The sequence below is a fragment of the Aminobacter sp. SR38 genome, from assembly GCF_014843375.1.
Classification (GTDB): domain Bacteria; phylum Pseudomonadota; class Alphaproteobacteria; order Rhizobiales; family Rhizobiaceae; genus Aminobacter; species Aminobacter ciceronei.
Map to the genome: position 1 here is coordinate 243,985 of NZ_CP062112.1, position 14,400 is coordinate 258,384.

10 protein-coding genes are annotated in these 14,400 nt (G+C 63.4%); 7 read left to right on the top strand and 3 right to left on the bottom strand.

Going from position 1 to position 14,400, the window contains the following annotated elements; all coding sequences use genetic code 11:
- Positions 1-26 precede the first annotated feature (26 nt).
- A complete protein-coding gene (locus tag IG197_RS01220) occupies positions 27-947 on the top strand; it encodes a hypothetical protein (RefSeq protein ID WP_192316427.1) in 921 nt (306 codons plus the stop codon).
- A gap of 30 nt (positions 948-977) precedes the next feature.
- Here the strand turns inward: IG197_RS01220 and IG197_RS01225 are convergent, their stop codons facing one another.
- Genes IG197_RS01225 through tssI form a run of 3 tightly spaced genes read right to left on the bottom strand, consistent with a single transcriptional unit; the run spans position 978 to position 4,074 of the window.
- The gene (locus tag IG197_RS01225) at positions 978-1,313 is read right to left on the bottom strand and encodes a hypothetical protein (RefSeq protein ID WP_154386515.1); all 336 of its coding nucleotides are present in this window, start codon (positions 1,311-1,313) and stop codon (positions 978-980) included.
- A complete protein-coding gene (locus IG197_RS01230) occupies positions 1,313-1,738 on the bottom strand; it encodes a DUF6484 domain-containing protein (protein ID WP_067962059.1) in 426 nt (141 codons plus the stop codon). Before IG197_RS01230 ends, IG197_RS01225 begins: the two co-directional genes overlap by 1 nt.
- 11 nt (positions 1,739-1,749) lie before the next feature.
- Complete coding sequence (gene tssI / locus IG197_RS01235; protein ID WP_192316429.1) at positions 1,750-4,074, bottom strand: type VI secretion system tip protein TssI/VgrG; 2,325 nt, start codon at positions 4,072-4,074, stop codon at positions 1,750-1,752.
- 202 nt (positions 4,075-4,276) lie between these two features.
- On the opposite strand from tssI, the gene tagH reads away from it, so the two are divergent.
- From tagH to IG197_RS01265, 6 genes are all read left to right on the top strand, one after another.
- On the top strand, positions 4,277-5,371 hold the full coding sequence (gene tagH, locus IG197_RS01240) for a type VI secretion system-associated FHA domain protein TagH (RefSeq protein WP_192316431.1): 1,095 nt from the start codon (positions 4,277-4,279) through the stop codon (positions 5,369-5,371).
- A gap of 171 nt (positions 5,372-5,542) precedes the next feature.
- Complete coding sequence (gene tssL, locus IG197_RS01245) at positions 5,543-7,084, top strand: type VI secretion system protein TssL, long form (RefSeq protein ID WP_192316433.1); 1,542 nt, start codon at positions 5,543-5,545, stop codon at positions 7,082-7,084.
- Positions 7,085-7,115: 31 nt separating this feature from the next.
- Positions 7,116-10,628: a type VI secretion system membrane subunit TssM gene (gene tssM / locus IG197_RS01250; protein WP_192316435.1), complete on the top strand. Its 3,513-nt coding sequence runs from the start codon at positions 7,116-7,118 to the stop codon at positions 10,626-10,628.
- A 129-nt stretch (positions 10,629-10,757) separates the two neighbouring features.
- The gene (locus IG197_RS01255; RefSeq protein WP_154386520.1) at positions 10,758-11,525 is read left to right on the top strand and encodes a PP2C family serine/threonine-protein phosphatase; all 768 of its coding nucleotides are present in this window, start codon (positions 10,758-10,760) and stop codon (positions 11,523-11,525) included.
- A gap of 64 nt (positions 11,526-11,589) precedes the next feature.
- Complete coding sequence (locus IG197_RS01260) at positions 11,590-11,982, top strand: DUF1036 domain-containing protein (RefSeq protein ID WP_067966559.1); 393 nt, start codon at positions 11,590-11,592, stop codon at positions 11,980-11,982.
- Positions 11,979-14,354 carry a M23 family metallopeptidase gene (locus IG197_RS01265; protein WP_192316438.1) on the top strand — a complete coding sequence of 792 codons (2,376 nt, stop codon included), beginning with the start codon at positions 11,979-11,981 and terminating at the stop codon, positions 14,352-14,354. The genes IG197_RS01260 and IG197_RS01265 overlap by 4 nt, the downstream gene beginning before the upstream one ends.
- The last annotated feature ends 46 nt before the right edge of the window (positions 14,355-14,400 follow it).

Genomic DNA, 14,400 nt, shown 5'->3' on the forward strand with positions numbered 1-14,400 from the left:
AGCCAACCGCCAGGGAGGCGTTAGCCATGATCGGTAAGCTGAAGATGGACAAGGAAGAGCTGGAAGACTTCGTCGAAGATGAGGACACCTCGATCGAATGCCTTCAGGTCGCGCCGATGGGCAATGGCAAGGTGGCCATTCTGTTCCTGCTCGCGGATTCCGACTACGACACCACGGTGTCGGTCATTTTTGTGGTCGACGACTTCAATCCAAAGACCGCGAAGGGCGTTCTGTTCACGTCAGAATGGCTGACGTCGCTATCGGCGTCGCCCTTAGGCGAACTGTTTGCGCTCGAGGCAACGATCTGGATCTGGCGCTACGGCGGCAAGCAATGGACCCGCGATCAGGTCGGCACGGAGAGCTTTCGCCAGGTTTGGGCCGCCGACCCAGGTGGCGCCATGATGGTCGGCTCTTCAGGCGGCGCCGTCAGGCTGGTCGGAGACGACTGGCGCCCGATCACGCCGATAACCCAAGCTGAATACATGGATATTCACGGTGACGCGAAGCATGGCATCTGGGTCTGCGGAAAATCAGGATCGGTGCACAAGCTCGCGGGCTCGACGTGGCAGCCGCTGGAACTGCATCGCCAAGAAGTGTTCTATGGCATCGACGTTGCCGCGGACGGCACGATCAGGGTCGCCGGCGAAGACGGAACGTGCCTGCGCATCGCCAACGAAGAAGCGGTCGAGCTCGAACCGGCTGATACCACCACTCATCTTGCCGTACGCACCTATAGCGGCAAGGCCTATTGGGGCGATGAGGGCGGAATCGGCGTGGAGAAGGGCAACGCCATCGTGCCCTTGGAGGTGGAAACCGGCACCGCCTCCGATATCCGTACCGATGGCGATTATCTCTATGTCGCGGGCACCGACAGTGCCTGGCGCTTCGACGGCAAGAAATGGAAATCGCTGTCGCTCGAATACGACGACGGCTTCAAGCTCACCTGATTGTAGACCGGGCGCGCTTGCCCACGAGGATCAGCCACCGTTGACGCTGAGATAGGCCCGGACCTTTTCCAGGTCTAGCTCAGCTATGCGCTGCGGCGCGCCCTCCATGAGCATCCTAAGCACGAAGAGCTCACCGACCTCAGGATATTCGGCGTAGACTTCCTGGGCGATCTCGCGTCCGGCATCTCCTGCAACGCGAAGGCCGTCGAGATGAGCATCCAGCCGCTCGACCAGCCGCGCAAGACGCTCCTCGTCCATGTCGGGGTTCTCATCCGGATGGAGCAGGTGATGGTCGTAGACGGTCCACAGAAATGCCGCCATTTCCGCATGCTGCCGCACGATCTCGCGCAGGACGATCTTCGGCATCAGTTTAGGTTTACAGAGCCGCCACGGATGCGGTTGGCCGCGCTGGCATGGCTGGTGACGTATGTGCCGCGAATGGTGATATGCCCATCCTTCTCCATGATGATTGTGGCCTTGCCGCAGCGCAGTTCGAGACGTTCCCCGGCCACGATCTTGACCTGCTCGCCGTCTCGAACGACCTGCGGCGTCTGTGCCTTGCGCACGGGCTCGACGATGCGCCCGACGATCAGCGGCCGGCCGGGGTCGCCGCCCTCGAACAGCAGCGCCACCTCTGCTCCGACCATGTCGGCGCTGAGTTCGGCCAGGCTGCGCGCGGCAAGCGCAGTGTCCCTGGGATTGCCGGGAAACACGACGAGCGGTGCAGCACCGTCGAAGCCGAGAAAGACCCCGATGACTACACCCTCGATCCGTTTGATGGTTCTGGTCATCCCCTGCGCCCTCAGTTCTGCTTGATCTCCGAGCCCTTCATGACGATGTCGCTGGAAGCCTTGATGTTGATCTTGCCCGATCCCTTGATGCTGATGTCCTTGCCCTCGATGGTGATCGTACCATCCTTCTTCATGGAGATGCTGGCTGAGCCGCATTTCAGCGCAATGGCGTCGCCGGCTTCGATCAGGAATGTCTTGCCGACATTCATCTTCCCGTCTTCACCGATCTGAACCATGCTCGCCTTGGCGATCCGCAACTCGTAGGCGCCGCCTACCTTGGTCCCGTCGTCGGTGGCGATTTCGGTTCGCCTTCCCTTGCCGATCTTCGATTTCTGGTTGCCGGCAATGTTGAACGTCTGGTCGGCGCCAATCGTCACCTCCTGGTTCGATGCGACGTTCCAGCTGTCATCAGCACCGATCTGGTGGGTCTGGGCGGCACCCACTGTGACCGCGCGCGTCGACCCGATCGTGTTGGTCTGCGCCGATCCGACCGTACGCGTCTCGGTCGCACCCACCGTGTCCACCCGCGCAGCGCCGACCGTGATCGCCTGGGCGATGGCGACTGTCTGGGCGTGGTTGGCGCCGATCGTCTCGGTCGAGTTGGAGCCGATGCTGATGGTCTCGTTGGAGCCGACGGTCAACGAGCGGTTCTTGCCCACCGTTTCCGTATCGTTGGATCCGATGTCGGTCTTCTGGTCGACGCCGACCTTCACGGTCTTGTTGTTGCCGACGTCCTCGTCGAGGTCGTGGCCGACGGAATGCTTGGCGTCGTGGTCGATTCGGTCGGACTGGTCGTGCTGCACCAGCTTGGTGCGGTCGTTCTTGATCAGCAGGTTATGGTCCTTCTGGGCCTGGAAATTGACCAGTTCGGAGCCTGCCTTGTCTTCGAACATCAGTTCGTTATAGCCGCCGCCTCCTTTCGACGAGTTCGACTTCCAGCCCGACTGCGTGGCGTTGCCGGGCAAGCCGTAGGGCGGCATCTGGGCGGCGTTGTAGACGCGGCCGGTGATGATCGGCTGGTCCGGATCGCCTTCGATGAAATCGACGATGACCTCCTGGCCGATGCGCGGGATCTGGATGAAGCCCCAGCCGCTGCCGGCCCAGGTCTGCGACACGCGCACGAAACACGAACTGTCCTGATCCTTCTTTCCCATGCGGTCCCAATGGAACTGCACCTTCACCCGGGCATACTCGTCGGTGAATATCTCCTCGCCGGACGGGCCGACGACACGCGCCGTCTGCGGCCCGCGCATGATCGGACGCGGCGTGATCCGCGGCGGGCGGTATGGCAGACCAGTCGGCGCGACGCCGAGGACCACGGTGAAACTCTCGCCCTCAGTGTCGATACCGCTGCGATAGCTGGGATCGAATATGCGGTATTCGACGCTGACGACGAGATATTCCTGGTTCTGGTCATCGCGCGGAAAGCCGTCCAGCTTGAAGGTGCAGCCGGAAAACAGCCCGCGCACGGTGCCGGCAGCGGCGATGCGCTGGTGTACCGCCTGCAGCTCCTCGCGGCGGATGCCGGCGATCTTGTCGCCACGGCCGACATCCAGATGGGCGCCGGGCTGGCGATAGTTTTCCCCCGATGCCAGCTTGTGGCCGAATGCCTGGTCGGACTTGGCCATCAGGCTGGCATCCGGCTTCTTGAAATCGTAGTCGGTATGGGTGTAGGCGCCGGGCCTGACCGAGCTGCCGGGGATCCACTCGGTGATGTACTCGACGTCGCGGCGCGCGCCCTGCCCTTCGAAATGATACGGCACCTTCTCGTAGCCCGGTGCCGGCTTGAGCTTGTTCATCGCGTCGGCAAGGATCAGCGTGTGCTCGCCGTCGCCATGCTCGAAGAAATACATGATGCCTTCGTGCTCGAGCAGGCGCTGGACGAAATCCAGGTCGCTTTCGTCATACTGGACGCAATAGTCGCGCGGCGGATAGGAGCCTTGCAGCCGTTTCTCGAACTTCGCCGAGCCATATTTCGAGAAGATCTTTTCGACGATCTCGACGACGCTCATATTCTGGAAGATGCGGCAGTCCGTGGCCGTGCCGAGAAACCACAGCCACGGCCGGACGACCGCTTCATAATAAACTTGCCGGTCCTCCATGCGGGTCAGGCGGAAATCCGACACCAAGCCGCTGAACCAGCGTTTCGGGTCGGACTCTCCTTCGACCGAAACGCCGCCGCCCAGCATCTTCAACGGGTCGACATCAGGGTCGCTGCTGACAAAGCCGACGGTGTAGGCGAAACAGCGGCTGATCTCGTCGCGACCGGCCAGATGGGTGAATGTCAACGTGTCGCCGAGCGGTGTCCGGACCACAGTCGCGCGATCGTTAGCCATGGCGTCGTGCCTCTCCGCGGGGACGGCCGGACATCTGAGTTGAGCTTAGCACAAGTTTTTCAACCGGCCAAAGCCGGCGCGGCACAAGCGCCGAACCGTGCGCGCCCAAATGCCCCTGTGCTGCGGTCGCAGCAAACTGCTAGAATAAAATAAGGAATTTGGACGAGGCTGCCGGAAACAGAGATTTGGCGGGCGAATTCGGATGCTCATCACTTTGACCATCGAGAATGTCGACAGGCTGCCCACAGGCGGACCGTTGTTCTACAGTTCGAATGGTCGCAGCTTCACCATCGGGCGCGAAAATCGCGACTGGAACCTGCCCGACCCCAACCTGTTCATCTCCGGCCTGCATTGCGAGGTGCGTTACGATAGGGGCACGTTCTGGCTCTATGACGTCTCGCGCAACGGCACATTTATCAACGGCTCGAGCCAACGCGTCACCGACCCGCATCCGCTCGGCCATGGCGACCAGCTTTCGATTGGCAGCTACATCGTCTCGGTCGCGCTTGAGGACGACCGCATATCGGGCAACGACTGGGGCAATCCGATCCCGGCCCGCCATGCCGCTGATATCGGCCAGCCTCCGCCGCAACTGGCGGATCCCTTCTTCGGCGGCGTGAACAACGGCCAGTCGGCGGCGGGTGTCGTTGCGCGTCAGCCAGTCCAGCATGCTCGCGCGCCGCAGCCCTTGCCCGTGCAACCGGCGCCTCCCCCGCCGCAAAGACCGGAGGCGACCGAACTGCTCCGGGTCATCGCTGCGGGCGCCGGCGTTTCTCCTGACGTGTTCCTGCAGCGCGACCCGAAAGATGTAGCCGCCGAAGTGGGCGCAGTGCTGCGCGCGGTCGTCGACGAGCTTGCCTTGCTGCTCAAGGCGCGAGCTGCCGCCAAGGCACTCGCCAAGAGCAGCCAGCGCACCATGATCGGCGGTGTCGACAACAACCCGCTGAAGTTCATTCCGCGCTCGGAAGAAATCCTCGAGATCATGTTTGCCCAGCGCCGCTCGGGCTATCTCGACGCCCGGCACAGCGTCGAGGAGGCATTCCGCGATCTCAAGACGCATGAGCTCGCGACCTATGCGGCAATGCAGGCGGCCTTGTCGCGGCTGCTTTCGGAATTGTCACCCGATGCCATCGAGCGAAAGCTCCCAGCCTCTGCCTTCGTCTCCAAGAAGGGCCGGGCCTGGGACATGTTCGTCGCGACATGGGAAGCCAAGGAGGCCGCGCATGAAAATGGCATGCTCGACGTCTTTCTCGCCTATTTCAGCGAGGCCTACGCCAGGTCGGCGAACAAGAAGTAACGTTGCTGGACGCAGCTGATCCCTCGGTCGGCCCCGCCGTTTCGGCGGGCGGTTCAGCCCCGGTTCCCATCGGCATTTCCATGCATTACGATGCGTTGTTGGCACGTGACCGGAGGCATCCGCGGCATTGTCAGGGCATGGCAGCCGTCGCGCGAAAGCGGGTAATCGGCGATGAGTTCGAAGGACGATCCTTCCGGCTCCGACGGCAGAACCGTCATTCGCGGATCGCCGCGCCGCGCGCCGCGTCCGGACCAGCCCTCGCCACCACGGCCGGCGTCCGATCCGACCATCATCTACACCGGCGGCCCTGAACAGCAGGCGCCAAGTTCGGGCACGGTGATCTATCAGGCCAGTCCCTTCGGCGACGTTCCTGGCGACGCGCCCCGCAACAGCCACAAGCAGCGTAAGCAGGCAGCAACGGCAGCAGGCACGTCGCAGGAGGCCCTGTTCGATGCGGCAGAACGTGTCCAGGTTTCCGGCGCCAACCCGCTGATATCAGCGGCAACGCCGCTTCTCATCTTGTTTGGCCATCTCAGGACGGTGACGGTCGAAACCGACGTGCCCGTATTGGCCCAGCACGTCGCCGAATGCATCGAAGAATTCGAATGGAAAGCCGCCGAAGCCGGCGTGAACCAAGACGACGCGCATGTCGCGAAATATGCCCTTTGCGAAACAGCCGACGACATCATCGCCAACCTGCCGGGCATCGGCTCCGACAACTGGGCGCAGCACGGCATGCTGTCGCGCTTCTACGGGATCGATGCGTCAGGAAACGGCTTCTTCGAGGCACTGAACTCGGTGCTGGCCGATCCGGCGGAGCGTGGCGACCTGCTCGAACTGATGCATGCCTGCATGTCGCTCGGCTTCGCCGGACAATATCGTGGCGTCGCCGGCGGCAATCAGAGCCTTGAGCTCGTGCGCCAGGACCTGTACGCCGCGCTGCGCTACTTCCGGCCGCTCACCGACGACGGTATTTCTCCGCACTGGCAGGGCCTCGCGGCCACCGTGGGCCGACGCCCCTACAGGCTACCGCTCTGGGCGATGGCCGCCCTCGCCCTCGCCTTCGTCACCACCGCCTTCTTCTGGATGCGCGGCGACGTCACCAGAGAGGGCGACGCGCTCGCCGCGACATTGCTTGCACTCACACCATCGAAGCCGGTCGCCATCGAACGCAGCGACTTCGCCCCTCCGATCGAGCAGGCAGCGCCGGATGAGCCGGCTTCGCCGGTCGAGGATGCCAAACCGGCAGCAACAGCCCCGACCATGGCGCAGATTTACCGCATCCGCGCTGCCCTCACCCAGGACATCGGCGCCGGCGCATTGACCGTCGCCTCCAAGGGCGAGTTCATCATCGTCGAGCTCAACAACGAGCTGCTGTTCGAGCCGGGCAAGGCCGAGACCAAGCCTGAATTCACGCCCGTGGCGGCGCGCATTGCGGCTGCACTCGCAGGCGAACCGGGACCGATCAGAATCGTCAGCCACACCGACAATGTGAAGCCGCGCCAGTCCAGTGCCTACAAGTCGAACTACGATCTATCCGTTGCCCGGGCGGAGGCTGTGGCAAAGGCACTTGTTCAGGGGATCGGCGATGCCTCGCGAATAGCTGTCGAAGGCAAGGGCGAGGACGTGCCGATCGCCGACAACGCAACCGCCGACGGCCGCGCCTTGAACCGCCGTGTCGACGTCATGATCCGGCGCGAGGACGCACCATGAGCGCGCCCCGCCGCATGCTGTGGTGGTCGTGATGACGTGGCTGCTCAGAACTTTGAGCGTCATGGCACTGGCCGGCCTTGCCGCAGCCGCGTGGTTTGCCGGCCCGCTGATCGTCCTGGTCGGCAGCCGGCCGCTCGAATCTACTGGCGCGCGCGTCGCCCTCATCGCCCTCATCCTTGCATTGGCCGCAGGCATCGCCCTGTTCCGCTTCTGGTTTGCGCGCCGTGCTCAAAAGGCGCTCGCTGCCGCCATCGCCAGCGAGAGTGCCTATGACGGCGACGGCCAATTGCTCGAAACGGGCATGACCAAGGCCCTCGCGGCGCTCAAGCGCGCCAGCGGCAGGCGCAATTTCCTCTACGAGGTGCCCTGGTACCTGATCATCGGCCCGCCCGGCGCCGGCAAGACCACGGCGTTGGTGAATTCGGGCCTCACGTTTCCGATCACCGTGTCCGGCACGGCCCAGCCGGTGCCCGGCGTCGGCGGAACCCGGAACTGCGACTGGTGGTTCACCGATGAAGCGGTGCTGATCGACACCGCCGGCCGCTACACCAACCAGGATTCCGACACCGAAAGCGACCGCAAAGGATGGCTCGCCTTCCTGTCGCTGCTCAGGAAACACCGCGCCAGGCAGCCGATCAATGGCGTAATTGTCGCCATCAGCCTAGCCGATGTGATGTCTTCAAGCGACCAGGAGCTCGACGCCCACGCCGTCGTCATCCGCAATCGCCTGCAGGAAATCCACGAGACGCTGAACATCGGCTTTCCCGTCTATGTGCTGTTCACCAAGGCCGACCTGATCGCCGGCTTCATGGAGAGTTTCGGCAGTCTGGACGAAACCGACCGGCGCATGGTGTGGGGTACGACATTCCAGGGCGCCGACCGCAAGGCGAACATGGTCAGCGAAGTTCCGGCTGAATTCGATGCGCTCGTCCGCCGCCTGTCCGAGTACGTGCCCGACCGTATGCAGGGCGAGCAGGATCCGGTCGCGCGCATCGCTATCTTTAGCTTCGCCGCGCAGTTTGCTTCGCTTAAGCAACGCTGTGCGACCTTTCTCGGCCGTGTCTTCGAACCGACGAAGAAGCCGGCAAGCGCTATCCTGCGCGGCTTCTACTTCTCCTCCGGCACGCAGGAAGGCACGCCGATCGACCGCGTACTCGGCGCCATCGGCCGTGGTTTCGGCAACGGATCCCAAGCACAGCTGTCCGGGACCGGCAAGAGCTTCTTCCTGCACGACCTTTTGGCCAATGTCATCTTTGCTGAGGCCGGCTGGGTCTCCTACGACGATGCCGCCGACCGGCGCGCCAGATTTGCCCGCTTCGCCGGAACCGGCGCCATCAGCTTGATCGCCGCTGCCGCCCTAGGCGTTCTGGCGGTCAGTTATGCCGCAAACAAGGCCCTGATCGCGGCCACCAGCCAAGCTGCGGAAAGCTACACGTCGTCCGCCGCCGCACTGCTGCAGGCGGAAACCGTATCCGACGTTGACCTTGAGAATGTCATCGATGCGCTGGAGAGCATCAGCGGCCTGCCGACCGGCTACGAGCATCGCGACCAGCCGACGCCGGCGCGCGAAACGCTCGGGCTCAGCCAGCGCGCGCGGTTGTTCTCGGCATCGGAGACGACCTACCGGCTGGCGCTGGAGCGGATGCTTCGCACTCGCCTGTTGCTGCACCTTGAACGCACCATCCAAGCGAAGATGAGCGATCCTGCGGCTCTCTACGAAGCTCTCAAGATTTATCTGATGCTCGCAGGCGAAGCGCCGAAGGTCGATGACGAACAGATCGTCTCGTGGATGAAGAAGGACTGGGAGCAGAACCGCTATCCCGGTCCGCAAAATCGCGAAGGCCGTCTCATCCTAGAAAAGCACCTGAGGGCGATGCTTACGCTCGACGATGAGTTCGATCCGGCATTCGAGCTCAATCGCCCCGTGGTCGAGTCTGCGCAGCGCGCGCTGGGCCGCATGACGGTCGCCGATCAGGCTTCCGCCTTGATCGCCTCGGCGCTGACCGCGGCCACGCTCGACGACTTCGCCGTCACCACGAAGGGCGGCCAGGAAGCGAAGCTGGTGTTTGAGACCGTCGATGGCAGCGACCTGTCTGCGCTGCGTGTTCGCGGCCTCTATACCTATGCCGGCTTCAACGATTTCTACCTGACACAGCTTTCCGGAATCGCCCAGAAACTCATAGACGAGCAATGGGTCGTCGGCGCCGGCGGCGAGCAAGGCGGCGTCGAGCAGGAACTGTTGCGGCTCGGCCCAGAGTTGCTCGACCGCTACAGCAGCGACTTTTCAGCCGTATGGAACGGTGTTCTCGACAAGCTCAAATTCCGGCCGATGGCGGCGGACAAGCCGGAATATCTCGCGCTGTCAGCCGCCGGCTCGCCCAGCTCGCCGCTGGCGCAGTTGTTCGAGGCGATTGCCCGCGAGACGGCGCTGACACGTGGCTCAGGCCCGACTGCCGACGCTGATGCGCGTGCCGATGGCCTCGCCCGCATCGGCATCGAGTTGCCGGGCCGCAAATCCGCCAGTCGCGCCGGTGCGGCATTCGCCAATGCGCCGACCATCGTGCCCGGCGCCAACATCGAGGCGCAATTCCGGCCGTTCCAGCTTCTTGTCGATGGCCGTCCCGGCCAGCGCCCGATCGATGCCCTGATCCAGAATTTCCATGCCGTCTATCAGAGCCTGACGATCTCGGCCGCCGCCCCGTCGCAGGCAGGTCGCGTCAATGCCAATCTTCAGCTGCAGATATCCAATCTCCGCGCCAACGCCTCGCGCCTGCCCAAGACACTGTCGCGCATGGTCCACGCTGCCGCCGACGATTTCGAGGGCGACGTGGCAGAGACCTCCGTAGCGCAACTCAACCAGTCGCTGCAGGAGACCGTCAGCGGCCCCTGCGAGGAAGTTATCGCCAACCGCTATCCCTTCGGCACCGGCGCCAGCCAGGATGTGCCGATCGGCGATTTCGCCCGGCTTTTCGCGCCCAGCGGCATCATCGACAGGTTTTTCGCACAAAACTTGGCCTCTTTCGCAGACATGTCGGGGACCGAATGGCAATGGAAGCAGGAGGCGCGCCTGGGCCGTGGGCTCTCCAGGTCGACGCTGAAGCAGTTCCAGCTGGCCGCCGAAATCCGCGACGCGTTCTTTCCGCTTGGCGGGTCCACGCCTGCGGTCAACATCACTTTCACGCCGTTTTCGCTGCATGGCGACGCCGACATGGCCTTGCTCGACGTCAACGGACAGGTCGTCCAGAGCTATCAGAACGGCAGCAGCCCGGGCATCGTCACATGGCCCGGCAGTGCCTCCGCCGGGTCGGCCAATCTCAGCCTTACGCCGGAGCTTCCCGGGCGCGAATCCGCCATCAGGTTCGAAGGGCCGTGGGCCTTGAAGCGCCTGCTCGACGCAGGCACCTCGACAGTCAATGGCGACAAGCTGCAACTGCGCTACGTCATCGGCGGCCGCGATGTCGCCTACACCGTCCAGATCAACCCGCCGGGCAATCCCTTTTCGCTGGCCGCATTCTCCGGTTTTACCTGTCCGAAGGGGCTTTGAAACGGTGTGCAGGCACAGTCAGTCCGGCACGTGTTAATTTCTGTACTCTAACGCACGGGCCTGTGGCAGACTGAAAGGTGCGCGCGTCAATACGCAACGCAGAGGGGCGCCCGAGAGCGCTTGAGGCCATTGAACGATGTCGTCCTCCCCTTCGAAAGCTATGGCGTCAGCCACAAGGGCTGCGTCCGTCAGGTCAATGAAGACAGCTACCTGATCGAGCCCCGCAGCGGCCTGTGGGTCGTCGCCGACGGCATGGGCGGCCACGATGCCGGCGAGGTCGCCTCCGCCAGCATCGTCGAACACTTGTCGACGATCGGCATTCCTGAATCGGCGCCGGATCTGCGCGCACGCTTCGTCGACAGGCTGAGGCTGGCTCATTCCGACATCCGAGAGATATCGGATTCGCGTGGCGCGACGATGGGTTCGACGGTTGCAGCACTGCTTGCCATGGACGGCAAGTTCGCCTGCCTGTGGCTCGGCGACAGCCGCGTCTACCTGGTGCGTGACGGTTCGATCTCCCAGGTCTCGCACGATCACACTGAGGTTCAGGAGTTGCTTGATCGCGGTGCGATCACCGCCGAGGAGGCGCAGACCTGGCCGCGCCGCAATGTCATCACCCGCGCCATAGGCGTCAGCGACGACATCGACGTCGACTTCCGCCAGGGCGATCTCTTGCCCGGCGACGTCTTCATACTCGGTACCGACGGCCTGACCGCCCATGTTTCCGACGAGGAGATCGAGGCCGCGGTGGTTTCGACGACACCGCAGGCGGCTTGCGAAGATCTGCTGGCAAAGGTCCTCGAGCGCGGCGGAACGGACAACGTCACCATTGTACTGGTGCGGATTCGGGGCGAGACCGACGGTGCAGCTTCTCAAGCTTTGGCGGGAGGCCGATAGCGGCCGGCAAGACGATGCGGGCGGGATCGGACACCGAACCGGTGCACGAGGAGCCACCTTTGCCCTGCTGACATTGCTGTCATTGCTTTGCGCCCCCAGTCTGGCTCGCGCGGAGTTTACCGTCTGTAACCAGACGCTCGACGTCGTCAATCTCGCCGTCGGCCAGGAAGTCGAAGCCGCATTCCAGACCGATGGCTGGTGGACAATCGGCGCCAATCAGTGCGTCAACGTCATCCGCGAAGAGCTGACCAACCGCTACATCTACATCTACGCGACCGACGTCTTCGGCAATGCCATCCTCAGCGGTTCGACCGACATGTGCGTCGAGCGCAAGCGTTTCACCGTGCGTGGCATCGACGAATGCTGGCAGCGTGGCCACATCGCCGCCCGCTTCTACGAAGTCGACACGCTGGAACAGTCGCGCTGGACCTTCTTCCTGACCGGGTCTTCGCCATGACGCATGGCATTGACGCGAGCTTCAAGCAGCAAAAGCAGCAGCGTATGGCCAGGCGCTCGCGCGAACGGCAGCTCAAGGCCATGATCATTGCCGGCATACTTGCCCTCACCGGTATCGTCGCTGCCGCCGTCTATTTCGGCGCGGACTACTGGCCATCGGGCGAATATGAGGGCGACCTGCAGCCGACCGAGGAAAGCGACATCGTGCCGGCCGATGCCGCTGTCTACGTCCCGGCCATCGTCGACCTCGCCGGCGACCCGATGTGGATCAACCTCGCGCATGAAGCAGGCACAGAGACCAAGCGACGCCAGCTTTCCCGCCCGGCCGATCTTATCGAAGACGGCATCTCGCCAAGCATCGAATACCTCTCCGACACGATGCTGAGCTCCAGCGAACGCTTCATGACCGCCATCCCGTCGACGCAGGACGACTTTGCCTTCTTTCAGGCGCAGCGCGCTGTCGCCGAGCCTCAGCCAGGGCAACAAACCAACATCCAGCCGACGCCGCCGATCGCAACCGACCTCGACGAAGCCGAGGGCGACGACACGTCCGATGTTGGCGCGGGCTGGGGCGAAACCATCGACCAGGGCGAAGCCGCTCTGCCCGCCTTCGAAAAAACCGCCGTCGAAAACAACACCAGCGTCGCGACCGTGACCCCGGAGCCCGAGCGGTTCGAGGCGACCGAAGACGTTTTCATCAAGATCCTCACCAGCCGCTCGCTCGAAAGCGTTGCGCTCGAGGCGCATTTTTCCACCGACGAAGCCAAGCTGGTCAGCGACGCACTCAAGGCGGTCTTCAAGCTGGAGACCCTCGAGCCCGGCTATGTCGTCGCCCTGCGCGGCTTCCGGCCGCGCCGCGGCGCCCCGGCAATGGCGTTGATGCAGGTTTCGGTCTACGCCATGAACAGGTTCATCGGCACGCTTGCCCGCAATTCGGCCGGCCAGTTCGTCGAAGGCGTCGACCCGTGGGTGCGCGACGACCTGTTCAACTATTCAGGCGCACCGCAAGCCGGCGCCCAGAAGCGCCAATACCGGCTGCTCGACGCGATCTATTCGACCGCTGCCCGCAACAACGTGCCCACCGGCGTGCTGGGCGAGGCCATCATGTACCTGTCGCGCGGCCAGGACCTGAACGCCTTTGCCACCGAGGACCAGCGCCTGGTCCTGCTCTATTCGGAGACGGCGCGCGGCAAGGATGGCGTCGCCGGCCGCGTGCTCTATGTCGGCGTCCACGGCACCGACAAGAAGCTCGAATGTTTCGTCTTCCAGCAGACTGACGGCCAGTTCTCCTGTGTCGGCGGCGACGACCAGGTTCGATCGCTGGCGACGACGAACGGTATGTTCACGCCGGTCAACGGCGTCATGACCTCGACCTTCGGACCGCGTAAGCATCCGATCCTGAAGACTGTCCGAATCCACAAGGGCGTCGACTGGGCGGCCCCCATCGGCACCCCGATCGCCGCCGCTTTTGACGGCCAGGTCGTGTTCGAGGGTGACGGCAAGGGTTACGGCAACCTCATCCGTATCTCGCATGCCAACAACCGTGAGACCCGCTATGCCCACATGCAGCGTTTCGCCGATGGCATCAGCGTCGGAACCGCGGTCAAGGCCGGCGACATCATCGGCTATATTGGCACCACCGGCTTGTCGACCGGCCCGCATCTGCATTTCGAGCTCTATCAGGACGGCCAAGCCATCGATCCGCTCGGCACTGTCTCCGTTGCCGTGGCAACGACCACAACCACGACCACTGTCGCCACCACCTCCTCGGACGATCAGGCCATCGAGATCCTGACCAACCGCATCATCCATGTCGAAAGCGGCGGCAGCGCGCGTGCCAAGAACCCGCTGTCGTCAGCGACGGGCCTGGGGCAGTTCATCAGCAGCACCTGGATCAGGATGATGAACACCTACAGGCCCGATCTCGCGCGTTCGCTCTCGACGGCCGAACTGCTCGAATTGCGCTTCGATCCGACCATCTCGCGCGAAATGGTGCGCAACCTGGCTCGCGAGGGCGAAGCCTATCTCAAGCAGCGCGGCCACCAGATCACCGCCGGGCGGCTCTATCTCTGCCACTTCCTCGGCATGGAAGGCGCCCACCAGATCCTGACCGCCTCCGGCGATGCCATGATCGCCGACGTCCTGGGCGCCGTCGTGATCAAGGCCAATCCCTTCCTCACCGGCAAGAACGCCACCTATGTCGTTGCCTGGGCGGAGAAAAAGATGACCGGACGTGCTCCTGCAGCAACCTCGCTCCCCAGTTCAACCCCGACGTCGCCGCCACCACAGGTGGTCAGGCAGACGTCGCCGGAATTCGAGAGATACAAACAGGCAATCGCGACAACTTTGAGTTCGGTTGCAAACACGCTTTGAGCATACAACCCCTCAGGTTCGGACCGAGCGGCCTTGCCTGGCAGCG

Bases quoted from the DNA above. Each gene is read 5' to 3' on its own strand.
- IG197_RS01230 (WP_067962059.1), bottom strand. From the start codon at position 1,738: ATGACCAGAACCATCAAACGGATCGAGGGTGTAGTCATCGGGGTCTTT.
- IG197_RS01265 (WP_192316438.1), top strand. From the start codon at position 11,979: ATGACGCATGGCATTGACGCGAGCTTCAAGCAGCAAAAGCAGCAGCGT.
- tagH (WP_192316431.1), top strand. From the start codon at position 4,277: ATGCTCATCACTTTGACCATCGAGAATGTCGACAGGCTGCCCACAGGC.
- tssI (WP_192316429.1), bottom strand. From the start codon at position 4,074: ATGGCTAACGATCGCGCGACTGTGGTCCGGACACCGCTCGGCGACACG.
- IG197_RS01225 (WP_154386515.1), bottom strand. From the start codon at position 1,313: ATGCCGAAGATCGTCCTGCGCGAGATCGTGCGGCAGCATGCGGAAATG.
- tssM (WP_192316435.1), top strand. From the start codon at position 7,116: ATGACGTGGCTGCTCAGAACTTTGAGCGTCATGGCACTGGCCGGCCTT.
- IG197_RS01220 (WP_192316427.1), top strand. From the start codon at position 27: ATGATCGGTAAGCTGAAGATGGACAAGGAAGAGCTGGAAGACTTCGTC.
- tssL (WP_192316433.1), top strand. From the start codon at position 5,543: ATGAGTTCGAAGGACGATCCTTCCGGCTCCGACGGCAGAACCGTCATT.